Genomic DNA, 24,524 nt, shown 5'->3' on the forward strand with positions numbered 1-24,524 from the left:
CAAAGGGCGCAAAGTTACGCAGAGAATTTAATCATCTTAATTAAATGTTGTATTTAGCTCAATTATTTTTAATTTTTGATGGCAATCTCTCCAGTCATACCTGCTTCTGTATGTCCTAGTATTGTACAACGTAAGCCATAAGTACCAGATTTCAGGGGCACAAATACCCATTCGGCTTCAGCACTGGGTTTGAGTTCTAGTTCGTGAATGGCTCCTTTGATTTCTACTTTGCCTGCTTCAACTTTTTGTGTCCAGATAGCATCGGCAAAATCTTTAGCGGTGAAATAGTGTTTCAGTTGGCTGGGATTAGTAAGCCGTAGTTGATAGCGTTTGCCAACCTCAAATTCCAAATGATTTGGCTCAAATTTGAGTTCGTTAGCCGCATTACCTAAGCTAACTATAATTTCTGTAGCTGGTTGCTTGAGCAAATCAAAAGACTTATTCGCCGCCATTGCTGGAGTAGCAGTAATGAAATTTAGAGCTAGAAGTAACGTTAATATCACGTAGTTACGCCGTAATATTTGTACCAAGGTAGGAGTTGTGAAACTAAGGGATTTAATGACAATTTCGTAAAAATAGTTATAGATTTTCATCACTAATTCTCAAAAGGCAATGCTGATGAGCAATAACAATTAATAAGTAACGGGGAAAACCACTTTACCTATTCTTTATATTATCCATGCCCAGTGCCTATTTCTACCTAATACTTTTCTCTGCTAACACAGATGGCCCAGCAGTAACGACTACGATTTGATCTGGGTGGAGTAACTCACGAGCCGCTTGGTTAACTTGGGCAAGAGTAACTTTCTGGATTTTATCAGTGAAGGAGTGCAATTCTACTTTATCTAGTCCGTACACTTCATTCATCAGAATTCTATCTGTTAATTCCTCTGGGTTTGCGAGGGAAACGTTGTAGTTGCTGATAAGGGTGTGTTTAGCTGTTTCAACTTCCAGTGCCGTGACACCTTGTTGATGGATTTGTTGTAGTATTTGGCGGGTACTAGCGATCGCTTTACTGCTATCTTCAGGACTAGTCTGCATCTCGATCAAAAATGTCCCTACATTCTTCCCAACTTGGAAGGAGCTATAAATTCCATAGCTCAAACCTTGGCGATCGCGCACTTCTGCTCCCAGTCTACTAGATAAGGTATCGCCTCCCAATATCTGGTTCAATACTAAGGCTGCATGAAATCGAGGATCGTAACGGTTAATGCCTGTGTAACCCATATAAGTTACAGCTTGGGCTTTATCTGGTAAAACTGGGTTGACACTCACTATTTTCTCTGGCATTGCCACCGGGGGATATTTTAATGTGGGTGCTTGACCGCTAACTTCCCAGTCTTCAAACTTATTTTTAATCAGCGATCGCACTTTGTCTAGATCGAAATCTCCCACCAGCGCTAGCACTGTTGTATCTGGGCGATAATGTTTAGTTTTGAAATCAATCACATCCCGGCGCTGAATCTGCTGTAAACTCTCCTCTGTGGGGAAGGTATGTAAGGGGTGTTTTTTCGGATAAATTGACTGAACAAATACTCTTCTAGCTACTTCTGATGGCTCATCTAATTCCTGTTGCAGCTCAGTTAAAGTTTGTTCGCGATGCAGTTCCAACTCTTTTGCTGGAAAGGTACTATTTTTAATAACATCTGCTAGTATCTCCACGAGTATTGGTACGTCTTCTGCTAAACTATCACCTTCAATATGTACACCTTCGCGGTAGATTTGAAAGTCTAAACTTGCCCCTCGTTCTCCTAAGACTTTAGCAATAGTTAAAACATCCTTGCTCTTAGTGCCATTTAGCAAATTATCTGCCACAAAAGCAGCCAATCCAGCTTTGCTCTCTGGATCGAATTCTGTCCCAGCTTGAATATAACCGCTCAAGGTAACAGTGGGAGTACTCCGATCTCTTAACAGTAATATCCGCAATCCGTTAGTCAATTTAAATTCCTGGGGTAAGACTTGGGCAATCGTATCTGTAGCCAAATCCACCGACGGTAAGTATTTCATCACCTCAGAAAAAAGCACAGGTGCGCCAGGAGAGAAATTTTCTGTAGTTTGGGCTGAGTGTGGTTTGTCAGCAACTTCTGTTATCCGCTTCTGGGTTGGTTCAAAAAAGCCTACTGTCCGCGCTTCTTTTGTCAAGTATTTGTTAATCACAGCAACAACATCCGTCGGCTTCACCAAACGAACAGCTGCCAAATAGCGGTCTGTGTAGCGATAATCACCAACAGTTGTCTCATCAGTTCCCAATCGCATTGCTTGAGAGGTGATATCACGGTTACTCAAAATTACATCTGCTGTTAATTGAGTTTTGGCTCGTTCTACTTCCTCAGATGTCACCCCTTTTTCTGCTACATTAGCGATCGCACTACTCAACATTGAGTCAATTTTTTTCAAATCTTGTTTAGCTCCAGCCGTTACCAACAACTCATACCAGCCAGATTCTCGCAAACTGGTGACGGATGCTGTAAGTTCACTAGCTAAACCTGATTCCACCAATGCCTGATAAAGTCTAGAATTCCGTCCCTCTGTCAAGATGTAATCCATCACATCCAGCGCCGGGACATCCGGTTGATTTGCATCCGGTAACGGATACACAACTTGTAACAGCCGCCCTGCTCCCGGTTCTCGCAATACAATGGGAGTGCTGAGTGAGGTAGATGGGGTAAAAGTATTTTTACTGCTAACTCCTAGCTCCTCACTCCTAACTTTTTTTGGTAATTTACCAAACACTTCTTTAATTGTTTCAAGAGTATTTGCAGTTTGAAAATCTCCCACAATCACTAAGACAGCATTATCGGGACTGTAAAAATTGCGGTAATATTTTTCTACTTCCTCGACTTCAAATTTCTCGACATCAGCTTTGGTGCCACCTACAGGCAACCCATAAGCATGATTGGGAAACGCCGCTTGCATGACAGCGCGGTTGAGGCGATATTCTGGACTATTTTCGTAACCCTGCAACTCGGAAATTACTACTCGCTTTTCACTGGCTAATTGCTCCGGCTCAATCTGGGAATTTCGCATTCTGTCTGCTTCTAGCACCAAGAGCGCTTTCAGCTTGTTTCGTTCCACAGTACCATAATATGCAGTTTGGTCATAGCTGGTAAAAGCATTAGAATCACTACCTAAAGCACTAAACAAACGTCCAAATTGAATCGGACGGTTTCGAGTGCCTTTAAACATCATGTGTTCCAATTGGTGGGCAATGCCATTCACGCCTGGTTCTTCGTTACGCGAGCCAACCTTGTACCACACCTGCACCGTCACCACTGGCGCAGTATGCACTTCCTTTGTCAGGACAGTTAGACCATTCTCTAGTACTGTCTTGCGGACATTTTCTGTCAGTGTTGAGGGCATTATTCTTTTTGCTAGCAAGGTTAACTGATATTTTTCTTTGTTAGTAAATATAACTGGATGTTGGCTATGAGCAGGTTGATCGCTCAACAAAAAAACAGCTACTAGCCATAAACTTAAAAGTAATAACGGCAAGGGATATTTATAAAATTTAGAATAAAATTTGGAAAATCCATACATGTATTTAGCGGATTTATCTGTAAATTAAGTTACATAGTTATTTTGAATAATGACTACACTCTAATCTGACGAAAAAATCTGTGACTTCAGTAACAATACAGAAAAACAATATATTAGCAACAAAGCTAATAAAAAAGCTAAATTACGCGATTTTTGCTAAAATCCGAATGAATTCCAGAGGTAAGCCATCAGTATCGGCGATGAAAGCCACTTCGTAAATGCGATCGCCTATTTGCTGTTGTGTCGGTTCTAAAAGCACCTTCAATGGTTCTAATCCTTCGGTTTGACTCTCAACAGCTGCTGATACACATTTTTGCAAATTTGTCAACCAGCTAGGTAAATCTGGTGTAATCTCAGTTAAATCGAACGAGAGATGATAATACCCTACATAATGTTCGTCAGCAAACGCGTCTGGGGCTGGCTTTGGTTCGGGAATTTGGATCAGTTCAATTCTGCCGCCCAATCCTTCCATCCAGCAAGCTAAGGTGTAGCCTGTGGTAAAGCGTTCTGAGATTGTAAACCCTAGAAGTTCGTAGAAAGCGATCGCTCGATGAATATTCGCAGTCCGAATAGAAGTGTGGTGCATATTAATCCTTAGTCCTTAGTCCTTAGTCATTTGTCCTTTGTTATTCACTAATGACAAATGACTAATGACAAATGACCATTACTCAAACAACCTGAAATAAGGGTAGCGTACAGGGACACCAGGCTCTTTTTCCAAGTCAAAATTAATCACTTCCCAACAGGCATCATCTGAGCTATCGGGGCTAAACTCCACGGGTAAACCGTACAAACGCGCCGCAGTAGCTTCTGATTGTCCAGAACGCCAAGGCGTGCTACGTTCTAAGTAGCCACTCATCAATTCCTGATAGCGTCGAGCAATAATTACTCGTGTTGCTCGAAAACCTTGGGTATAGAGCTTGTCTAATGCTTCGTGAATTTCAAAGCGAATACCATCAGGATGAGTATGTTGTCTATACCATTCATTATTCCACCTCCGCCAATGACGCCCCGATTGCAAATGGATTAACTCTCCATTTTTCGGATTAGCTTCAAACGCGCCATGACGCGGACACAGATAGGTATCTGTGAGTGTCAACGCCGGAATAGTCTGGCGACAATGGGGACACTGTATTTCCGGCCCAAACATTGGGTACTGCAAACCTGGATTCATCATGAAGTGCGTACAAACATAGTTTTGTCTTCACCAGCACTAGTGGGTTGGATTATACACTTCGGCTCAACCACTTTGGGTTACTTGCTCGCTGCTGCATAGACACGGTGTTGCGGCAGGAACATTGTTCACTAGTGTTTTCCTCAGCATAGAGGCTTAACGCTGTGATATCCTGGTTGTGCAACCAGCCTCAAAGGTTGGAGTTTCTCCAGTGTTCCTGGGTACCATATTCATATTCTATCGTGTCTACCGCTTCTTACTGGACATCTCCTGATTTTTCTCAAGCTGCCTTCATTGCGGGCAATGCTGTTGTTATGGGTTCGGTAAATATAGCAACAGGAGTGAGCATTTGGTATGGAGCAGTGGTGAGGGGAGATGTAGAACAAATTGAAATTGGCGAATGCACAAATATTCAGGATGGTGCAATTTTACATGGTGATGCTGGTTTTCCAACAATCTTAGAAGATCATGTTACCGTAGGGCATCGCGCTGTAGTACATTCTGCTTACATTGAACGTGGAAGTTTGATTGGCATTGGCGCAGTGATTTTAGATGGGGTACGAGTGGGCGCTGGAAGCATTATTGGTGCTGGCGCAGTGGTAACTAAAAATGTACCGCCTTTGTCATTAGTTGTCGGTATTCCAGGTAAAGTATTACGGCAAGTAACAGATGTTGAAGCCGCAGAACTGATTGAACACGCTAAACGTTACCAAAAGTTAGCTTTAGTTCATGCTGGTAAGGGTACTGATATTGGTTTTAGCAAGGCTTAGAAAGTATGGAGTAGGGAGGCAGGGGGGCAGGGGAGCAGGCGAGGCAGGGGAGGCAGGGGAGGCAGGGGGAGAAGAATTAATAACCAATGCCCAATGCCCAATGCCCAATGCCCCATAATTTAAACATTCTTTACATTTTGGATTTGGAAAAATTGCCCACTTCAGCTAAAAATAAAAATGAGAGCTGTTGACAAAACTTTAATTTCTACTTAAAAGAGGGGTTCTTAGATATGGATATCGATTTTCGTATAGCGATCGTTTTAGCACCAGTAGTCATTGCTGCTAGTTGGGCAGTGTTTAATATTGGCGCTGCGGCTTTAAGACAATTTCAAGGCTTTTTCGATAGAGAAGCTTAAATTCATTAATGGGGCATGGGGACATTAGGCATTGGGCATTGGGTTTAGTAGTCCCCCTTGTCCCCCTATCCGCTTGTGTCTTACCCTGTAAGAAGCTAAAGCTACATCTTTCCCAATCTTTTTATTCAATTTTGAATTTTGAGTCGCACCTTTGGTGCGCTAGAAGCGCAACTTGAATTTTGAATTGATTTCTCCCACTCCCATTCCTTGGATATCGATTCTGTAATACAACCCCTACAACGCTTTGGTGTCCATTTGGGACTCGATCGCATTGTCAACCTATTGGCAAATCTCGGCAATCCCCATCACCAAGTCCCGGTAATTCATGTTGCTGGCACTAATGGCAAAGGTTCAGTCTGTGCCTATATTTCCTCAGTACTCACAGAGGCTGGTTATCGTACAGGACGCTACACTTCACCCCATCTAGTTGATTGGACGGAACGTATTTGTCTGAACGAACAGCAAATTTCCTCTGAGGAATTGAGTCAATTATTAGAAAAAGTCCAAGCGGTTATTCGTCATCAGGACGAATCGGCAACTCAGTTTGAAGTAATTACGGCGGCTGCTTGGTTATATTTTGCTCGGCAGCAAGTTGATGTGGCTGTGGTAGAAGTGGGACTGGGAGGGCGCTTAGATGCAACCAATGTCTGCTTGGAACCTTTGGTTACACTCATTACTTCCATTAGCCGGGAACACTGGCAACAACTTGGGCCTACTGTCGCTGACATTGCTAGAGAAAAAGCAGGTATTCTTAAACCTAGATGTCCCGTTGTGGTTGGACTATTACCACCAGAGGCAGACCAAGTGGTGCGATCGCGCGCCTTAGAATTACAATGCCCAATTTTTACGCCTCAACCCGCCCGTGAAATCGCTACAGGATGGGCAGAATATCAAACTATTCAAAATTCTAATTTAATTAAATATCCGTTGCCGTTAGCAGGACAAATTCAGTTAACTAATTCGGCTTTGGCAATAGCTGCTTTAGAAATTCTCCAACAACAGGGTTGGCAGATTTCACAAGAAGCCATAATTAACGGTATGGCTAAAACTAAATGGCCAGGGCGGATGCAATGGATTACTTGGAACAACCATAAATTATTACTTGATGGCGCTCATAATACCGCCGCCGCTCAAGTTCTTCGCCAATATGTTGATAGCTTAGACGCAGTTAACCATAAGCCCGTCAATTGGATTGTGGGAATGTTTGCCGATAAGGATCATGCTGATATTTTTACCACATTACTGCGACCAGGCGATCGCCTTTATTTAGTGCCAATACCAGTAGAACCCTGGCCCGGAAGAACTTCTGCGGATCTAGACTACTTATCAAATCTAGCTTACAGCCTCTGTCCCGAATTAAGCGATCGCCAAATCCATCCAGATTTATTCACAGCATTAGAGACTGCAACCTCAACCACTACCACAGACGATTTAATCGTTTTGTGTGGTTCCCTTTATTTAATCGGCGACTTTTTACAAATGAGGAATAGGAAATAGGGAGATGAGGGAGCAGGGGAGAAATCAATTCAAAATTCACGCATTCAAACATTTTAGAACTTCTGCCTCCAGCAAGAACTGCCTCCTGCCTCCTGCTTCCTCTTTCTCAATGCCCAATGCCCAAATTTATCTTTGATTCCACTCCTGCGCCGCATCTTCTACAGCTTTATCTACAGTTTTCTGCCCTAACATTGCTGCTTGCAAGTTTTCGTAAACTGCCTTTTGCAGTTTATTAAAATCCTTCAATGTCGGGGTTAATATTTCTGCCTGTTGTAGTTGTTGGGCAGTGATAACCCGTGCTTTTTCTATTGTTGAAGCATTAGCTGGAACATCTTTAAAGTAACTATCAGACAATGCTTTGATTGTAGAAGGCAGAACATTTGCAGCTTTAGCAAAGGCTAACTGATTTTCGTCATTGGTGACAAATAAAGCAAACTTCACAGCGCCATCTGGTTGTTTGCTATCGCGAGGAATAACTATGTTCATCACCGCGACATTTTTCTTGCCTGTGTCACCAGTGAGTTGAGGTGCTATTTCCGAAGCTTGAGCAATTTTGGGGGCATTATTAGCGATCGTTTTTAGGAACTCTGGCCCAGAAGCTAGAAACGCAGTCTCTCCAGATTGGTATAAATCGATCGCGTGGCGATGTCCTTGAGTTAAAGCCTCTTTAGGAAGCAAACCTTTTTTATACAAGTCTACCCAATACTGAAACGCGGCTTTCCCTGGCGCTGAATTAAACGCTGCTTTCCCCTCAGCATCTATTAAGGTGACTCCCATTTGCACGAAAGATTCCAGCACTTCACCAGAATCTTGCGGTACGAAAGTTACAAAAAAGGCATATTTTCCCGTCTTGTCTTTAATTTGTTGCGCTGCTTGTGCTAATTCTGCGTAGGTTACGGGGACTTTATTGATACCTGCCTGTTTTAATAAATCAGTGTTATAAATGGTTAACCGTGTGGTGAGATACCAGGGAATCCCAAAACTCTTGCCATTAAGTGTGCTTGCTTTCCAGATATTCGGCAGATAGGAGGAACGTATATCATTCGGGACTTTCGCATCCAAATCTAACCAAGCATTTCGTCCGGCAAGCTGAGAAGCAAAACCCGGATTCAAGTTAACTACATCAGGTGGCGTTTTTGCGGAGACAGCTGTTAATATTTTGTTCTCCATTGCTGCCCAAGGTACATCAACCCAGTTAATCTTTATACCTGGATTTTGCGATTCAAAATTCGCAATTAGGCTTTTGAAGTAGTCGGTAAATTGAGGTTGGAGTTGCATTGTCCAAAACTCAACAGTTCCCGCTCCTGAAGTAGCTTGTTTTGTACTTGTATTAACATTACCTGTGCTGCAACTTATAACCCAACTGGTTATTAAGCCAAGCAGTACCAAAGCAACAAGTTGTTTAAATTTTCGCAATTGAATCATTTTCCCAGTATTTTTACGCTTGATCGGTGTGAAAAGCTTAGACAGAATTGTTGAGATTATAGGCTAAATAAATTACCCGTAAAGACGTAATATATAACGCCTTTACTGCAACAAATTTAAATTTTCAATTTAGCAGTCCAGCGGGCACAACTGTGGTAAAAAGCTTCAATAGTCTGTTTGGCAAATCGAAAAAAGGAGTAGGCATTGAGCTTGCTCCCGAACGGGTGAATGTAGTTCAGCTACGCAAGCAGGGTCAAGGCTTGAAACTAGAAATCTGTACATCGGTAGCAGTTCCAGAAGGGATAGTTATCGATGGTCAAATCAGCGACCCTCCAGCAATGGCGCAATTAATTCAGCAAGCGCTAGCTGAGAGCAAAATCAAAACTTCTCGCGTTGCTACTGGTGTCCCAGGACGAGATTCTATCGTTCGGATTATACCAGTGCCAGCAGAGTTAGATGATAAAGAACTGCGAGAAATGGTGCTGAACCATGAAGCAGGTTTGTATTTACCTTATCCTCGTGAAGAGGCTGATGTAGATTATCAGAAACTTGGGTATTTTGTAGATGAAGATGGCATTGAAAAAGTACACGTACTCCTAGTTGCCACCCGCAAGGAGATTACAGATACCTATATAAGTACCTTCGAGCAGGCAGGATTACAAATTGATGTTTTAGAAATTAACAGTTTTGCTCTAATTCGGACTATTCGCGAACAACTGCGACAATTTGGGCCGCAAGAAGCAGCAGTACTAGTTGATATCGAGTTCGATAGTACAGAAATTGCCATCATCGTTAACGGAGTGCCGCAATTTTCGCGCACAGTCCCCATCGGGACTTATCAAATGCAAACTGCCTTAGCAAGGGCAATGAGCTTACCTACATCCCGAGATATGGAACTGTTACACGGAATGCTTATTCCTGCAACTCCTATAGACGGCGGCAAAACTGGCGTTACCGAACTCGATCCTGGCATGGCTGCCATATTGAGAGTCTTGGGGGAACTAACGGATGAACTGCGCCGTTCCATCGATTTTTACCTGAATCAAAGTGAAAATTTGGAGGTAGCGCAGATTTTATTAGCCGGGCCAGGAGGTGGACTTCAACAGCTAGATGAATTTTTTACCCAACGATTGAGTTTGCCAACTACCCAAATAGATCCAATTGGGTCTTTATCTTTGGAAGTTGACACTGATAAATATCCACAGGTACAACGTTCTGGCTTGGCGATTGTACTAGGTCTAGGAATGCGGGAGGTGTAATAAAATGTACAGCCTAGATGTTAACTTTCTTAAAGACCGCCCAGCATACCAGAAAAAGCCAGAGAAACAACGAGGAATAGCCCTAAAACTTCCTACGGGGGATTTGACATTACTGTATGTAGGAGTTGCAGTAGGTATAGGTCTTCCGGTTTTATTTGGAGTTGGTTGGTGGTTGCTGCAAGGGAAGATTGTTGAATTAGATGGTCAGATTGCACAACTAGATCAAGAAAGCAAGAGGTTAGATACAGAAATAGGAAATATTAATAAAATCAAAGACGAGACAAAGGCAATTAAAGGGGAAACCCAAGCTTTAGTAACTGTATTTGACCAAATTCGACCTTGGTCAGCAATGCTGCAAGATTTGCGCGATCGCATCCCAACGGCAGTGCAAATCGAAAATATCAAGCAAATCCCACCCATTGCAGTAGCGGCAGGTCAGCCACCAAATAATCCCGCAGGGGGATTAGAAATTAACGGATTGGCTCGTTCCTTTAATGATGTCAATGATTTCTTATTGAGTTTACAACAATCTCAGTTTTTGAAGCCCACAGAAACCAGAATTCTGACAGCAGCGTTAGTAGATGCTCCCTTAACATCAAGTGCGAGTCAATCTTCTAATAATGTCGTAATTAAGCCACCTCAAGTAGTTAAATACACTATTCAATCGAGCATGAACGACGTTCCAGCGTCGGAATTAATTCGAGAGTTGGAAAAAAAAGGCACAGTGGGGTTAGTAACTCGAATTCGTAATATGCAACAAACAGGAGTCATTTCAAAATGACGCTGAGTGATGATTTAAATTTTTCCGAACAAGGTGGGGAATTCGATCAGGCAACGCCAGCCGCACCCGTAGTATTTGGTATTGCCTTCACACCAAAAATTATTGGGATCTTGGTAGGGGTAGTTGGTTTAGCGGGAGCAGCTTATATATTTTTAAACCTGCTGATGCCAGCTTGGGAAAGCTATCAGCAGCAGCAAGCCAAAAGCTTTGAACTGCAAGCGCAAATTGAGCAAAAAAAAGCCAATATCAAACAGATTGACAAAGTTAAAGACGAACTAGCACAGGCAAAGCAGCAAAAAGTTCAGGTTTTAAGTTTATTTGCTAACGAAAAAACCTTAGATACATTACTGTTGGATTTGAACCGCTTAATTGAGTCTGGCAATAGTGCAACTTCTATTAATGCAGTCAGAGCCAAACTGAAGAGATATGTGCCGATTTCCCAAAAACCAGAACCGATTACCGATGGAAGTCTAGGACTAGGGGTTGACGGCAAGCTGCAACGCAGTACTATCAGCGCTGAGATTACAGCAACTTATGAACAAACACAATCGATAATTCGTAACATTGAGCGGTTACAGCCTTTGTTAATAGTTAAAGATTATCAAGCAACTTTGGCTCCAGTAGAGACAAGATCCCCATTAGATAAAACGCCGATGCAGGTAGGCCCAGCAGCGATTAATACATCATTCCAGTTACAGGTATTGATGCCACTTAGTCCAGAAGAAATAGCGGCAGCAGCAAAAGCTGCCCCGAAAAAGTAGTCAAATTAGAGCTAGGACGAATAGAATTTCGCGGCTACACAAGCGTAGACAAACTCTTCCCACACACTAAGGAAATATAGCAAGGGACTGGGGACTGGGGACTGGGGACTGGGGACTGGGGACTGGGTGAAAAGCCTTTTTGTGTCTAAGTTTTATCGTCTGTTGATGTCCTAACTACCTTGACTGTTGCGATAATTGAGGATTTTGAAACTCACTTTCGCCCTTGGTCTTTTTGCAGGGTAGGTGGGCAAAGTCTCGTGTAGTTAAGCCAACGCGGTCTTCTTCAAAAAAGAGAGGCTAGCGCCAATGGGGAAACCCCATAAGCAATTGGCGTGTGGTTTCTAAGCGCCTACTCAAAATTGTTTGTAAACAAGGTTTTATAAGGTGAGGAATGAACTGTGAAACAGCTTCACGGTAATAGTTTTATTTTAGCTACTGCTGCTTTTGTATTTTTGGCAGCTCAACCAGTTTCGGCACAAATTAGTCAAGTTACTGATGTCCAGTTAAATCCAGTTAATGGTGGAATTAACGTCGCTTTGAAAACTTCTTCCGGGTCGCGCCCCCAAGTTTTCACTACAAAAAGAGGCAAGGCTTTAATTGCTGATGTTATCAACACTCAATTACGATTACCACAAGGTAATAGCTTTCGTCAAGATAACCCAGCACCAGGAATTGCCTCTGTTGAGGTTAGTCAGCTTGATGCTAATAGTATTCGGGTGACGGTAATTGGGAGCAACAATGCACCTGGCAGTCAACCCGTGATGCGATCGCCAAATGGAATTACACTCAGCTTTAGCCCTTCAACAGGCACTACAGCATCAGCGCCAACGCCAACAGCCCCAACAACCCCAACATCCACAGCGCCACCTGTTACAACTCCAGCCCAACCTGGTCAAAATCCAGGTGTTCTCGTTCCTAACCCGCAAGTCACCATTGACGGACAACCTGCACAAGCTGCTGGCCCAGGTCAACCTCTGAGTCAGGCTCCACCGTTCTTACCTCGAGCCGTCGCCCCACCAGTGGGAGATATTGCTATCTCTAATACTGATGCTTCTCCTAGCACTGTTGACTTAGCAACTCAGGAACGTGTACCTCGTCTAGTACTGCGAGATGCGCCGGTGCGTGAGGTTTTGTCACTGCTTGCCCGTGCTGCTAATTTGAACCTGGCTTATATCGGAGGTGAACAAGGTGCTGCTAATGCACCAGCAGTTTCTCAAACAATCTCGTTAGATATAGAAAACGAGCCAGTGCAAGATGTGTTTAACTACGTCTTACGCCTGAGTGGTTTGGAAGCTAACCGCAGTAATCGCACGGTTTTTGTTGGGCCTAAACTACCTAATTCCACCCGTGACATGGTTATGCGTAGCCTGCGACTCAATCAGGTAACAGTAGGAGTCGCCCTAAACTTTTTGGTCGGCTTGGGAGCAGAAAGTGCCGTCAGCCGCGAACGACAAGTTACCAGCGTTAATGCTGTGCCTGTTGGAGCTGGAGCTGCGCCTATCACCCAAACTCAGACGACCACAGAAACCAGAGTTGAAACTCAACGTGTTACTTTTACAGACTCTAACCCTTTACTTAGAGGTTTACAGGCATTAGGGGATGAGCGTACTAATTCTCTAACCTTGATTGGCCCTCCTCGGCTAGTTGAGATGGCGATGGCTCAACTAACTCAGCTTGATATCCGCCGTCGTCAAGTCGTAGTTAACGTCAAGATTATTGATGTTAACCTGTTGAACACCCAAGACCAGAACACTAGCTTTTCTTTTGGGGTTGGCAACAATTACTTTACAAATGATGGCGGTGCAGCATCTCTGAATTTTGGTGGTTCGAGACCAGCTACAAGAGCTGAAGCATCAACCAGTGTGACTAGTACACCTGTCATCCCGAATCCCATTACGGGAACGCCTTTCGTTGACCCCAACACAAACGTAGCTATTCCAGGAACTACCCCAGGTACGACTGTAGTAGACGCGAATGGCAATCTCTTTAGAGTTCAAAATTCAGGAGCTGGACTATTTTATCAACCTGTTGCGCCTACTGGCAACCCCCTACAACCAGGTTTTTCTAGTATCACCCCAGCAACCGATAACATTATTACAAGGAACGCCGATGGCACATCAAGTATTGCACAAGGTACTCTTGGTTCAGCTGTTGCGTCTTTGCCAAGTTTATTTCAGTTCCCTAAACGTCTTCTCGCTAGCTTGCAGGCTCAAGTCCAAAATGGCAACGCCAAGATTTTGACAGACCCGACCTTAATTGTGCAGGAAGGTCAAACCGCTAATGTCAACCTGACTCAGGAAGTGGTAGGCAATATTAAAAGGGAAATCGTTCGCGATGCGAATCTTGCTACAGAAACGATTTCAGCGGAAAAAGACCGAGTAGGTTTAACCCTAGCTGTCAAAATTGAGCGGATTGATGATAACGGTTTTGTCTCTCTATCGGTAGCTCCTGTTGTCAAAGCACCCCAAGCTCCAGCTACCATCAATGTTGGAGGAGGTGGTAGCCAACAAATATTCTTGGTATCTGAGCGTTCTCTTAATTCTGGCTCGATTCGCTTGAGAGATGGTCAAACACTAATTCTTTCAGGCATCATTCAAGATGCAGACCGGACAACTGTCTCTAAGATTCCAATTTTGGGTGATCTTCCGCTGATTGGTTCGCTGTTTAGAAATACAAACAGACAGAATCAGCGCAATGAGGTGATTGTATTGCTCACACCTCAAATCATGGACGACTCTGAAAACTCCTCATACGGCTATAACTACGCCCCTAGCCCAGAAGTGCGGCAAATCCTTGAGCGTCGGGGGTTGAAGGTTCCTGGCAGATAATTAAAGATAACGAGTAAGTGAGTCATTTCTGCTAAAGGCTCAGATCCCCGACTTTTTTAAGAAGTCGGGGATCTTCTTGTTCGCAAGTAGGATTAAATTTAAACGTTATTCTACAATAAAAATACCCAATTACAATAAAAGTAATAGTAGGGGGTAAATACTAATGATTTCAGAATAAGAGTTATTAACAAAGTGGCACTTTCTTCCACAAGATAAACAAGAGGAAGCTTTAGATTTTGTTGAATTTCTTTGTTTGAAAAACTTTGCAAATAAAACCCCATTGTGAAAATGTTATTTATAATTTTTGTTAAAAAACTTTAACTGAAGATTTGTAGCCAGTCAGCTAACAAAAAGGTAAATACTCTGATGACAGCACTTACATTAAACCTCAATTCTGTAATTCAACTGACAAGAGAGCAATTTTATCAATTGTGTGAAGAAAACCCAGATTTAAAATTAGAACGTAATGCCCAAGGAGAGTTGATTATAATACCACCTACGGGAGGAGAAACAGGAAAAAGTAATTCTACTATTAACGCTCAAATATGGTTTTGGAACGACCAAAATAAATTGGGCGAAGTTTTTGATTCATCAACTGGATTTACTTTACCATCCGGGGCTGACCGTTCTCCAGATGTTTCTTGGGTGGAAAAATCTCGTTGGGATGCTTTGACTAAAGAACAAAAAGAAAAATTTATTCCTTTATGTCCTGATTTTGTGATTGAGATACTTTCGCCTAATGACAGCTTGAAAAAAACTCAGAACAAGATGCAAGAGTATATCGAAAATGGTTGTCGTCTAGGTTGGTTGATTAACCGAAAAAAACAGGAAGTAGAAATTTATCGTCCAGGACAAGATGTGGAAGTTTTAAAATGCCCTCAAACTATTTCTGGCGAAAATGTTTTACCTGATTTTGTACTCAATATACAACGAATTTGGTAAAAGGTTCGTAGGGATACAGTACTGGAAAAAGGTTTGTTGCAAAGAACTGAACTATGGTGGCAATAACAACATCCGCAGAAAATAGGGTTTTACTTCAAAATATCAGCTGGCAGACATTTAAAACCATGCTGGCTGAAATGGGTTCAAATCGTAACTCCCGATTTGCTTATGACAATGGAACCGTAGAAATTATGACCCCACAAATGCCGCATGAGAACTCAAATCGCTTAATAGAGGTTTTTGTTGGCGTGTTGTGCGAAGAGTTGGGCTGGGAAATTAGACGCGCTGGTTCATTAACTTTAATGCGGGATGATTTGCAGCGGGGAGCCGAACCAGATAGTAGCTATTACATCCAAAATGAAGCGCTAGTTCGAGATAAAGAAAATATTGACATAGCTATCGACCCGCCCCCTGACCTGGTGCTGGAAGTGGAATATTCTAGGTCTGCAATAGACAAGCTGAGGCTTTATGCTGCGATGGAAGTCCCTGAATTTTGGCGCTATAACGGCAGTGTGTTGCGAGTATACACGCTTGCAGGTGGGCAATACTCAGAAGTCGAAACCAGCCCTACTTTTGCACCTGTGTCGGTCAAGGAGATTCCTCAGTTTATCCAAGAAGCTAAGAAGAATGGGGAAATTGCTACTACCCGTGCTTTTCGGGCTTGGGTGCAACAGAAAATTTCTGCTAGGGAATAGGTTTGTTAAGTGCCTACGTTCGTTGTACCCCTACGGTAAGCTACGCGTAATGGATGCACCAGAAAAAGTTTTTGCAGCGTAGTTTACCGTCGTAGGCATCGCCCCACAAATGTTAAGAAACATGTGACTAATGGATAACCTTCTAGGGGAGAAGCTTTAAGTTTTCCCTCTTCGCTACTAAAGAAGCTTGCTATGAGTTAAATTTCGCATTGGATTTTCCATATCAGATAAAAAGTGAGCAAAATCTACGATTTTTTAGAGAAATCGGGAATCTGAGCCTTCAATTTCCATAAAAATTGGTTAATCTCAGCAATAACTCTTCAACATCGGTAATGAATGCCAACAAACATTGACCATCTCTCCCATGTTTTCTTGGCAATTGCAGGATTTACTAAGTATTTTTTCCTACTTTTAGGGTGGTTTTTAGTGAAACAAGTACCCTAAAATTACAAAAAATCCTGAAATCTATATAAATTAATGGTTTCATCTATCCACATCAGGCTACAACACCTTAGAATGATTCATTGAAAAGTCGAGCCGATGGGATGTACAGCCGTTTTGAGAAAAAATACTCCCAAAGGATGATTTTTGTATTTCCGCGAACAAAGATTTGAGTACGGATGTATTAATGTGCATCCGTACTCAAATCTCAAGTAAACCTTCAGGAGTTTGACATGAACAAAGGTGAATTAGTTGATGCCGTAGCTGAAAAGGCTAGTGTTACCAAGAAACAAGCGGATGCAGTTTTAACTGCCGCTTTGGAAACGATTATTGAAGCGGTTTCCTCTGGTGATAAGGTAACGTTGGTGGGATTTGGCTCATTTGAATCGCGGGAACGTAAAGCCCGTGAAGGTCGCAACCCGAAAACAAATGAAAAAATGGAAATTCCAGCGACAAGGGTTCCTGCCTTCTCCGCAGGAAAACTGTTTAGAGAAAAGGTAGCACCCCCAAAAGCATAGGTTCTGTCTTCGGGAACCCTTTTTTAATGCGGCAACCTGCACACGGGGGAAATTTAGCCTGGGCAGCAGCACTGGCTGGCTGTCCCCCTAATGCTATTCTGGATTTTTCTGCTAGCATCAGCCCGTTGGGGCCTCCAAACAGCGCGATCGCTGCTATTAAGTCCCAAATTGGTAATCTTAAGCACTATCCAGACCCAAACTATAGTGAACTGAGACTAGCTCTCAGTCACTTCCATCAATTGCCGTCAGAGTGGATTCTGCCGGGTAACGGCTCCGCAGAATTACTCACTTTAATCGGTAGGGAATTAGCTCAATTAGCCGCGACAATTTTAATCACTCCAGCCTTTGGCGACTACTACCGAACCTTGGCAGGGTACAACGCTAATGTGCTGGAGTGTCCTTTGTCATTGGTCATTGGTCATTGGTCGTTGACAAAGGACAAAGGACAAAGGACAAAGGACAAAGGACTATTGCTGAATAATCCGCACAACCCAACTGGAAAACTATTTACACGGGACTCTATTTTGCCCTACCTGGAGCAATTTGCTTTGGTTGTGGTGGATGAAGCATTTATGGATTTTGTGCCGCCTAATGAGGAACAAAGCCTGATTCCGGTGGTGCAGGAATATCCAAATTTAGTAGTATTGCGATCGCTGACCAAATTTTACAGTCTCCCAGGACTGCGATTGGGATATGCGATCGCACATCCTGACTGCCTAGCTAAATGGCAGCTATGGCGAGATCCTTGGCCTGTAAACACGCTAGCGGCAGCAGCGGCAATTGCGGCACTCCAAGATACAGAGTTTCAGCAGCAAACCTGGGCATGGCTACCACCTGCACGAAACCAACTGTTTCAGGGTTTAGCTGAAATCCCAGGATTGCAACCCCAAGCAAGTGCTGCTAACTTTTTACTGGTTGAGTCCCAAGAATCTACTTCCCAGTTACAGCAACAATTACTCAAGTCCCATCAGATTTTAATCCGCGATTGCCTTAGTTTTAAAGAACTAGGCGATCGCTTTTTCCGGGTTGCTGTACGTCAAGAGTCCGATAACCAACGCTTACTAACAGCGCTCAAAGAGAGTTAGGAGTTATAAGTTATAAGTTAGGAGTTATAACTTAAAAAAGGTTTTAATTTTTAACTGTTAATTCCTAACTCTTAACTCCTAACTCCTAATTCCTAACTCTTAACTCTTAACTCCTAACTGCTAACTCCTAACTTTAATCTAAATTCACGTGACCGTTGACTACGATGTTGTAATTATTGGTGGCAGTCTTGCTGGATACTATGCTGCACTTGCTGCAACCCAATTACGTGCTACAGTTGCCCTGGTACAACCCAAAGTAGACTACGGGTTTACTCATGACTATGCTCTTACCGAAATTGGTAAACTAGCGCAGAAGTTGAAGGATGCGGCTGGTTTTGGTATTTATGCCACACACACTGATACCTCAAAAGAATGCCAGATATCTATGGCATGGCAAGAAGCGATGCTGTATGCTCAATGCGTCGCTTCAAATCTCCAAGAACAGTATTCCCCAGCCATTTTAGCTGCGCAGGGAGTCGATGCGATCGTTGGCAGTGGTCAGTTTCAATCTTCACCTCAATTGGCTTTTGCCGTTAACAATCGCCTACTACGTGCCCGTACTTATTTGCTAGCCAGTGGTTCGCATCCAGAAATTCCAGAGATTGCAGGATTACAAGCCACTGGCTATCTAACCCTTTCTAATATTTGGCAATCTTTCCGGGGAGCGACATTACCCAAAAATTGGGTAATTATCGGTGGAATTCCCCAAAGTATTGAAATTGCTCAAACTTTAGCAAGGTTTGGTTGCAGTGTGACGCTGGTAGTCAAGCATCCTTATGTTCTTCCATATCTAGACCCTGAGATAGCTACATTGCTTCAAGCGCAGCTAGAAGTCGAAGGTGTGCGCGTACTCACCGAAAAACCAGTAACTCAGGTGAGGGTAATTGAAAATAAAAAGTGGATTCAAGCAGGAGATAAGGCCATTGAAACTGATGAAATTTTAGTGGCGACTGGCCAACAGCCGAATCTTGAATTTCTAAATTTGGCAACAGTAGGTGTGAAATGGCATCGGCGTAGCTTAGTAGTAAATGATAAACTGCAAACCACTAACCACCGCATTTATGCTTGTGGTGATGTAATTGGTGGTTACGACTTTGCCAATATCGCTAATTATGAAGCAAAAATTGCCCTGAACAATGCACTATTTTTCCCTAGATTACGAGTAAATTATTCCTCAATTCCTTGGGTGATATTTTCTGCGCCGATGCTGGCGCAAGTGGGTTTGACAGAGGAACAGGCAAAACGCCAATTTCGTCGAGATGAAGTTTTAGTTTTGCGACAGTATTTTAAAACAGTGGCAGCAGCCCAACTTCGGGATGAAACCACTGGTATGTGTAAATTAATTGTGCTACGCAATGGAGAAATTTTAGGGGCTTCGATATTGGGGGCAGAAGCTGGAGAATTAATTAATTTGATTGCCTTGGCAATATCACAAAAAATTAAAGTTAAACACCTAGCAAATTTATCTCCTGCCTATCCCAGTTTCTCAGAAATTCTGGAACGAACTGCAAGAGAGTGGAGTAAGCAAAAGTTAAATACTAACATTCCTTTGCAAGAGTTTTTAGAAGGCTTCTTCCATTTTCGCCGCAATTGGAATTAGCACTTACGTACGGAGTTGTCACTATAATAACTTAAACAAGGTATTGATATAGGACTCCAATTTGATTTCTGAAAACATTTTGAGACTGAAAAGCCCGTTTTCTAAGGTTTTATCTAAAATCTCGTTCAAAAATCAGATATTAGTCCTATATCATTACTGACTTTGCAGTTCTCGCTGCCTTTGCTAATATTGACAGCACCTCGATCGCAAACGCAACATCATCAGAATTGGGAGCATCCCTCAAAATTGAGCTTATTATTTTTGTTGAAGTGCAAATTTTAAATCTGTCAACTCTAGTTCTCCTCCAGTTGTTGTTAATACTAAATTAATGCCTAAAATACTTTTTCCTGTAGTTGTATAGTTAGTTGGAAGTATTTGCTTGGTCAAATCAAAATTTATAGTACTTCCATATCTTATTTGATATGGAGTTGGTTTATCGCCAAGTAAAAATGATGTGATAGCTACTTGTGCTGGTGCTTTCTTGACTACACCTTTTACAGCTAAAGGCACGAGTCTAAATTGTTTTTGAGTATTAGAGGTATCAATTCTAATGATACATCTAGCCCTTGATGATTGTGCCTTTACAGTTATAGGAGCGCGAAGCGTAAACTGATTTATTTGCGGATTGAAGCTTATATTACATCCTCTGTTAACCGAAAATCGTGGCTGGTTGTTTACTGGAGTAGCAGTGCTAGATGAATTGGCATCATAACAGAAAAAAAACAAGCACATTAATATGAAAAAATTACGTGCATCACTCAATTTCAACATAACTTCCTCTCCATCAATAGAAATTTGTAATTTGAAAGAAGAATACATTTGGTAGATTCAATGAGTGGGGGATTTAGACTCACCACTCATTGAAGACCACTAAATTTGGAATTTGGTGCGTGTATCACCATCTATCCACAGAATCGCTAAAAGCAACTACTAACAACGCTTTAGGTCAAAAGAAAGTATCACATCCCCAGCATTGAGATCGGCTGTATCAACAAAAATAGAACTTCCTGCTGAGGATTGTGCAGTCAGATTAATACCTAATAATCCTTGTCCACCACCACTACATAAACCTGTAGCAGCTAGAACAGTAATCTCATCTTGCTCCGCAAATGCCTTACTAGATGTAAACTTGCTAGTTTTAGGGGGAGCTACGGCTTGACCAAGAGCACCACCACTAAAGCTATAAGTTCTGCTTAAGCTGGTACCTTTACTCTTGCTATTAATATCAGTAGTTCCTTGGTACAGTACTTGTACATTTTGGACGATGAAACCACTTGGAATAAAACTTTGAACGCGTAAAATACACTTTTTACGGTCACCACTGAATGCACTAAAGTTATCCAAGATGAGCGATAAGGTTCTACCATCCTCTCCAACAAGCTGATCGGCAACCTTACATCCACCAGACCCGATTGCATCTCCAAAAGTAATACTAGGCTCATCAGCCAAAACCTTAGTCGCGATCGCGTTGATTCCAAGAATTGTAGATATAGACAGTAATACACCAAATTGTTTAAAGTTCATATTGATTGTACCTATGTTGCTAGAGTTGTTTTTTGATGAAAAATGCATTCAGAAGCCAGAAGGTACGAGGGATGAAGGCATTTTTGCTTTAATCCCACGCTTAAAAGCATGAGATTGAAGCAAGAATGCTTTGTATTTGCTGTTACATATCTCGACACAATCTTGTTCTAGTAATGGGCAATCACCCACAACTAAAGTTTTGATTGATACTTACAGGCTTCTGCCTTCTTCAATTGTGGGAAATCCTTTCAGGTATGCTTTGACAATTTCTGCTCAATCAGAAAATGAAGCATAACAGTGTATCGCTGGAGTTAAGAGAAACAAGATGGAAATCAGGCTACAAGATGTATTCTTGCTGTATGTCCATGTGGGGAAGATCATATAGTTGTCTCAATCAAAAAATATGTGTTCTCGATCACAGACATTTTGTGTTTACGAACACTGCCAATTTCAAAATAGTAGTATTGTAGTATGAAGTAGCAGTACTCCAAAGTTAGGTGCTAAAAATTAGGGGTATAAATCGCCGAATTAATAGTGCGATACCGATAGCGCAGCGTTAGTGAGCCGTCAAGCGTCATAGCCTGCCGCAGATATCGCAGTGAAATAGCTGTTTTTATTGAGAATCTATATTAGTGGCTGAAATTCTAGTCGTAGACTGGGAACGAGGTAATTGGAAATGCCTTAAAAACCCTGCATGAAAATCCAAACTACTCCCGCCGCTGTTAAAGGTACGCTGAGGTTATCTGTGCCGTGGGGCGAGACTGCCTCTACTAGGGTTGCAAAAGTAGCAGTTACCACCGCCGTCAACAATGCCCATCCGAAACTTAAAGGCGTTGCTAGGGGACTTAGCAAAGAACCAGGTAACAGTAACAGCACTAAGAAAATCACTAATGTACTTACTATAAACATTGCTGCTGAACCTTCCCAGGAACGCACAGAACTTCCCACTTGGTATTTATGTTGCCCAAAACGTTTACCGATTAATGCTGCTAGTGCGTCACCCCAGGTCATTGCCATTATCCCAGCTACGGCGATCGCAACGCTATCCACTGGCCCATCTGGTCGCCACAGTAGCCCGAACAGTAGTGTCACTGAGATCGCAAAATAAACCGTACCAGGTGAGCTATCCTGAGTATCCATTGCGCCGATGATTCGGTAGCGGTAAAACAAGTAGTTAAGTCCGATAAAGGTAGCAAAAGGTATAATTCCGATTTCCCAATTCTTAAACAGTAGCAGGACTCCGAAAGCCCACATCCCTGCACCAATATGAATTACTTTGCGGGTCAAATCCGGCTTTACACCAAATAGCCTACGTAGTCCCTCGCCAATCACAAGCAGACTGATAGCGTAAACATAAGAAATTGCTAGTCCAATAAAGTCATTTGTCATTTGTCGTTTGTCGTTTGTCATTGGGCATTGGGAAAGAAGGGACAGAAGGCAGAAGGCAGGAGACAGAAGTTCTTTAATTTTGAATTTTGAATTTTGAATTTTGAATTGATTTCTCCCCCTGTTCCCCTTGTCCCCTCCCTCTCATTCCCGCCTGCTGGTTCACTTAGATCGATCGCTATTTCGTTTAAAGTTCTTTTCTACTGACGAAACGCTACCAATACCTTGAAGAATACCACGACCGATTAAACCTAAACCCCGACCAACTATTTGGGTAAGGATAAAAACTATACCGCTACCGAAAACGGCTAATAGTGATTTTAAACGCGGTGCGATCGCATCACTAAATTCTAGGAGCAATGTCACTACTAAGGGAATATTAGAAAGTTTTACTAACTCCTGATTTCGAGGGGCATAAACTGAAGTATTGGCAATGCCACGAGGCGCAATTACAAATAGTTCATACCGACTTTCAAAAACTGCTTTTGGCTCGTTTATATAATTTTTTAATCTATATTTCCACGACAAATCATTTCTAAATCGTTCAATTTCTCTTGTAGAAATCAATTGGCGTCCATAAAAGTTTTGCTTAATCTCTTCTACATCTGCTAAATAATTTAATAGTGGTTGCACTACTCCATTCGCTACTTGAATCAATAAGTTCTCTAAAATCATTAATGCTTGAGACTTAGCTTCGGCACTTACTACTGGATAGGAGGTATTATCAATGTTCAATTCTGTTTGAAATAAAAGATAAGAATACAACTCACAAACTAGCGGAATTTTATTGATAATCTCTCTCTGTACAATCTCTGTATTTTGCAGCAATAAATTAACAATTTCTATATTTTGATTAACTATTTTTATTCGAGAAAATTTCCCAAAAAAATCTGTAATTGCTGCTTGCCATAAATCACATAGTAAAGTATTTTTTAGTTCATATAATTGATTAATCTCTATTTGAGAAGTACGCAGTTCATCCAACTGTCCAGCTAATTTTTGTAGGATTAGATAAAGTAATTCCCGTTTTTTATCTTCACGAAAGATATCAATTTCTAAAGGTATATCTGTGACATTTCGTAAAGAAAATTGAAGTTTAGCAACACAAGATGTAAACAAGGCAGATTGTAGTGTTCCCGGACTCAGTAAAGGTGATACAGTTTGCCGTTGCTGAATGGCACTACTCAATGAAGGAATCACAGGCGGCTCATCAGCAAGTGGAATCTGTTCCTCTTGCCTTTCTTGTGGTGAAACCAACAACCGATTTAGCAACCAACGAGCCGCTAGCAGTTCTCGCCGCTGTCCAGCTAGAATGGCTCGATCTAGTACTGGCAGTCCAGGAGTTTGTAATTGTGCTGTTACGGCGGCTAGGGTAGCATCAATGTTAGCGATTCCTGACAAACGTAAATTATTTCGCAGTTTAAAGAAGGGGAGTAAGGAGTTAGGAGTAGAGACGCGATTAATCGCGTCTGTACAGGAGTTAGGAGTTATTACTGCTTCTGTATCCTGGAACCAGTAAAAACCACCATCTGCAACTTCTTGTATGGCGGCGACTAACTCAGGAAGTGGTGTACCTTTGGAGCAGTAGCCATTGATACCAACAGATTTTGCAGCTAATAGCAGTCCTTGTTCTTGAATAGAACTGAGGAGCAGGATTGGTAGGTTGGGATATAAGGCTCTGAGTTGCCGACAGAATTGTAAACCTAGCTGTTGACTGGTGGTAGAGCGACCATTGCCAAATTCTAAAACTACCAAATTTACCTGGTTAGGGTCTTTGTCGGCAATTTCTGCTAGAATCTGCAAGGCAATGGTATCAGTTTCTACAACTGCGATCGCTTCTAGGTTAGGAATCGCTTCTAGGGCTATCCGTAATCCCAGACGAAAAATTGGGTCTTGGTCGATTAACAATAATTTTAAAGGGCGATCGCTCATAGTCCACTCAATT

At 42.2% G+C, this 24,524-nt stretch carries 21 protein-coding genes; 12 read left to right on the top strand and 9 right to left on the bottom strand.

Annotation, left to right across the window (positions count from 1 at the left end; genetic code table 11):
• Positions 1-68: 68 nt before the first annotated feature.
• The 4 genes from RMY32_RS23095 to RMY32_RS23110 form a co-directional block, all read right to left on the bottom strand.
• A complete protein-coding gene (locus RMY32_RS23095; protein WP_322710644.1) occupies positions 69-593 on the bottom strand; it encodes a copper-binding protein in 525 nt (174 codons plus the stop codon).
• Between the two features lie 103 nt (positions 594-696).
• Positions 697-3,360 carry a M16 family metallopeptidase gene (locus RMY32_RS23100; protein WP_409883796.1) on the bottom strand — a complete coding sequence of 888 codons (2,664 nt, stop codon included), beginning with the start codon at positions 3,358-3,360 and terminating at the stop codon, positions 697-699.
• 319 nt (positions 3,361-3,679) lie between these two features.
• Positions 3,680-4,123, bottom strand: a complete 444-nt coding sequence (locus RMY32_RS23105; RefSeq protein WP_322710646.1) for a VOC family protein — start codon at positions 4,121-4,123, stop codon at positions 3,680-3,682.
• A 78-nt stretch (positions 4,124-4,201) separates the two neighbouring features.
• Positions 4,202-4,714, bottom strand: coding sequence for a TIGR02652 family protein (locus tag RMY32_RS23110; RefSeq protein ID WP_322693537.1), 513 nt, complete (start codon positions 4,712-4,714; stop codon positions 4,202-4,204).
• Between the two features lie 239 nt (positions 4,715-4,953).
• On the opposite strand from RMY32_RS23110, the gene RMY32_RS23115 reads away from it, so the two are divergent.
• The 3 genes from RMY32_RS23115 to RMY32_RS23125 all read left to right on the top strand — a co-directional run bounded on the left by RMY32_RS23115 (position 4,954) and on the right by RMY32_RS23125 (position 7,334).
• Positions 4,954-5,481, top strand: a complete 528-nt coding sequence (locus RMY32_RS23115; RefSeq protein ID WP_322710647.1) for a gamma carbonic anhydrase family protein — start codon at positions 4,954-4,956, stop codon at positions 5,479-5,481.
• 230 nt (positions 5,482-5,711) lie between these two features.
• On the top strand, positions 5,712-5,837 hold the full coding sequence (locus RMY32_RS23120; protein WP_322671746.1) for a photosystem II protein Y: 126 nt from the start codon (positions 5,712-5,714) through the stop codon (positions 5,835-5,837).
• Between the two features lie 207 nt (positions 5,838-6,044).
• Complete coding sequence (locus tag RMY32_RS23125; protein WP_322710648.1) at positions 6,045-7,334, top strand: folylpolyglutamate synthase/dihydrofolate synthase family protein; 1,290 nt, start codon at positions 6,045-6,047, stop codon at positions 7,332-7,334.
• A gap of 126 nt (positions 7,335-7,460) precedes the next feature.
• Here the strand turns inward: RMY32_RS23125 and RMY32_RS23130 are convergent, their stop codons facing one another.
• The gene (locus RMY32_RS23130; protein WP_322710649.1) at positions 7,461-8,759 is read right to left on the bottom strand and encodes a sugar ABC transporter substrate-binding protein; all 1,299 of its coding nucleotides are present in this window, start codon (positions 8,757-8,759) and stop codon (positions 7,461-7,463) included.
• Between the two features lie 152 nt (positions 8,760-8,911).
• Between RMY32_RS23130 and RMY32_RS23135 the strand changes: the two genes are divergently transcribed.
• From RMY32_RS23135 to RMY32_RS23175, 9 genes are all read left to right on the top strand, one after another.
• Complete coding sequence (locus RMY32_RS23135) at positions 8,912-10,018, top strand: type IV pilus biogenesis protein PilM (RefSeq protein ID WP_322710650.1); 1,107 nt, start codon at positions 8,912-8,914, stop codon at positions 10,016-10,018.
• Between the two features lie 4 nt (positions 10,019-10,022).
• On the top strand, positions 10,023-10,799 hold the full coding sequence (locus tag RMY32_RS23140; protein ID WP_322710651.1) for a PilN domain-containing protein: 777 nt from the start codon (positions 10,023-10,025) through the stop codon (positions 10,797-10,799).
• Positions 10,796-11,560, top strand: coding sequence for a pilus assembly protein PilO (locus RMY32_RS23145; RefSeq protein WP_322710652.1), 765 nt, complete (start codon positions 10,796-10,798; stop codon positions 11,558-11,560). Before RMY32_RS23140 ends, RMY32_RS23145 begins: the two co-directional genes overlap by 4 nt.
• Positions 11,561-11,958: 398 nt before the next feature.
• On the top strand, positions 11,959-14,388 hold the full coding sequence (locus RMY32_RS23150; protein WP_322710653.1) for an AMIN domain-containing protein: 2,430 nt from the start codon (positions 11,959-11,961) through the stop codon (positions 14,386-14,388).
• Between the two features lie 366 nt (positions 14,389-14,754).
• A complete protein-coding gene (locus RMY32_RS23155; RefSeq protein ID WP_322710654.1) occupies positions 14,755-15,330 on the top strand; it encodes a Uma2 family endonuclease in 576 nt (191 codons plus the stop codon).
• 53 nt (positions 15,331-15,383) lie between these two features.
• Positions 15,384-16,025, top strand: coding sequence for a Uma2 family endonuclease (locus RMY32_RS23160; protein WP_322710655.1), 642 nt, complete (start codon positions 15,384-15,386; stop codon positions 16,023-16,025).
• Between the two features lie 674 nt (positions 16,026-16,699).
• The gene (locus RMY32_RS23165; RefSeq protein ID WP_010998076.1) at positions 16,700-16,984 is read left to right on the top strand and encodes an HU family DNA-binding protein; all 285 of its coding nucleotides are present in this window, start codon (positions 16,700-16,702) and stop codon (positions 16,982-16,984) included.
• 26 nt (positions 16,985-17,010) lie between these two features.
• Entirely contained in the window at positions 17,011-18,069 is a 1,059-nt protein-coding gene (gene cobD, locus RMY32_RS23170; protein WP_322710656.1) for a threonine-phosphate decarboxylase CobD, read from the top strand.
• A 148-nt stretch (positions 18,070-18,217) separates the two neighbouring features.
• Positions 18,218-19,669 carry an NAD(P)/FAD-dependent oxidoreductase gene (locus tag RMY32_RS23175; protein ID WP_322710657.1) on the top strand — a complete coding sequence of 484 codons (1,452 nt, stop codon included), beginning with the start codon at positions 18,218-18,220 and terminating at the stop codon, positions 19,667-19,669.
• A 255-nt stretch (positions 19,670-19,924) separates the two neighbouring features.
• Here the strand turns inward: RMY32_RS23175 and RMY32_RS23180 are convergent, their stop codons facing one another.
• The 4 genes from RMY32_RS23180 to RMY32_RS23195 form a co-directional block, all read right to left on the bottom strand.
• A complete protein-coding gene (locus tag RMY32_RS23180; RefSeq protein WP_322710658.1) occupies positions 19,925-20,488 on the bottom strand; it encodes a hypothetical protein in 564 nt (187 codons plus the stop codon).
• Positions 20,489-20,599: 111 nt separating this feature from the next.
• Positions 20,600-21,193: a DUF4360 domain-containing protein gene (locus tag RMY32_RS23185; RefSeq protein WP_322702834.1), complete on the bottom strand. Its 594-nt coding sequence runs from the start codon at positions 21,191-21,193 to the stop codon at positions 20,600-20,602.
• 681 nt (positions 21,194-21,874) lie between these two features.
• Positions 21,875-22,582, bottom strand: coding sequence for a phosphatidate cytidylyltransferase (locus RMY32_RS23190; RefSeq protein WP_322710659.1), 708 nt, complete (start codon positions 22,580-22,582; stop codon positions 21,875-21,877).
• Positions 22,583-22,741: 159 nt separating this feature from the next.
• A complete protein-coding gene (locus tag RMY32_RS23195; RefSeq protein WP_322710675.1) occupies positions 22,742-24,511 on the bottom strand; it encodes a DUF3685 domain-containing protein in 1,770 nt (589 codons plus the stop codon).
• Between the last annotated feature and the right edge of the window lie 13 nt (positions 24,512-24,524).

The organism is Nostoc sp. ChiSLP03a, from assembly GCF_034531215.2.
Taxonomy (GTDB): domain Bacteria; phylum Cyanobacteriota; class Cyanobacteriia; order Cyanobacteriales; family Nostocaceae; genus Nostoc.

Excerpts from the sequence above, each read along its gene's own strand:
- RMY32_RS23145 (WP_322710652.1), top strand. The coding sequence starts at position 10,796 with ATGACGCTGAGTGATGATTTAAATTTTTCCGAACAAGGTGGGGAATTC.
- RMY32_RS23160 (WP_322710655.1), top strand. The coding sequence starts at position 15,384 with ATGGTGGCAATAACAACATCCGCAGAAAATAGGGTTTTACTTCAAAAT.
- RMY32_RS23165 (WP_010998076.1), top strand. The coding sequence starts at position 16,700 with ATGAACAAAGGTGAATTAGTTGATGCCGTAGCTGAAAAGGCTAGTGTT.
- RMY32_RS23185 (WP_322702834.1), bottom strand. The coding sequence starts at position 21,193 with ATGAACTTTAAACAATTTGGTGTATTACTGTCTATATCTACAATTCTT.
- cobD (WP_322710656.1), top strand. The coding sequence starts at position 17,011 with ATGCGGCAACCTGCACACGGGGGAAATTTAGCCTGGGCAGCAGCACTG.
- RMY32_RS23155 (WP_322710654.1), top strand. The coding sequence starts at position 14,755 with ATGACAGCACTTACATTAAACCTCAATTCTGTAATTCAACTGACAAGA.
- RMY32_RS23105 (WP_322710646.1), bottom strand. The coding sequence starts at position 4,123 with ATGCACCACACTTCTATTCGGACTGCGAATATTCATCGAGCGATCGCT.
- RMY32_RS23190 (WP_322710659.1), bottom strand. The coding sequence starts at position 22,582 with ATGACAAATGACTTTATTGGACTAGCAATTTCTTATGTTTACGCTATC.
- RMY32_RS23110 (WP_322693537.1), bottom strand. The coding sequence starts at position 4,714 with ATGATGAATCCAGGTTTGCAGTACCCAATGTTTGGGCCGGAAATACAG.
- RMY32_RS23195 (WP_322710675.1), bottom strand. The coding sequence starts at position 24,511 with ATGAGCGATCGCCCTTTAAAATTATTGTTAATCGACCAAGACCCAATT.
- RMY32_RS23100 (WP_409883796.1), bottom strand. The coding sequence starts at position 3,360 with ATGCCCTCAACACTGACAGAAAATGTCCGCAAGACAGTACTAGAGAAT.
- RMY32_RS23120 (WP_322671746.1), top strand. The coding sequence starts at position 5,712 with ATGGATATCGATTTTCGTATAGCGATCGTTTTAGCACCAGTAGTCATT.
- RMY32_RS23095 (WP_322710644.1), bottom strand. The coding sequence starts at position 593 with ATGAAAATCTATAACTATTTTTACGAAATTGTCATTAAATCCCTTAGT.
- RMY32_RS23140 (WP_322710651.1), top strand. The coding sequence starts at position 10,023 with ATGTACAGCCTAGATGTTAACTTTCTTAAAGACCGCCCAGCATACCAG.
- RMY32_RS23180 (WP_322710658.1), bottom strand. The coding sequence starts at position 20,488 with ATGTATTCTTCTTTCAAATTACAAATTTCTATTGATGGAGAGGAAGTT.
- RMY32_RS23130 (WP_322710649.1), bottom strand. The coding sequence starts at position 8,759 with ATGATTCAATTGCGAAAATTTAAACAACTTGTTGCTTTGGTACTGCTT.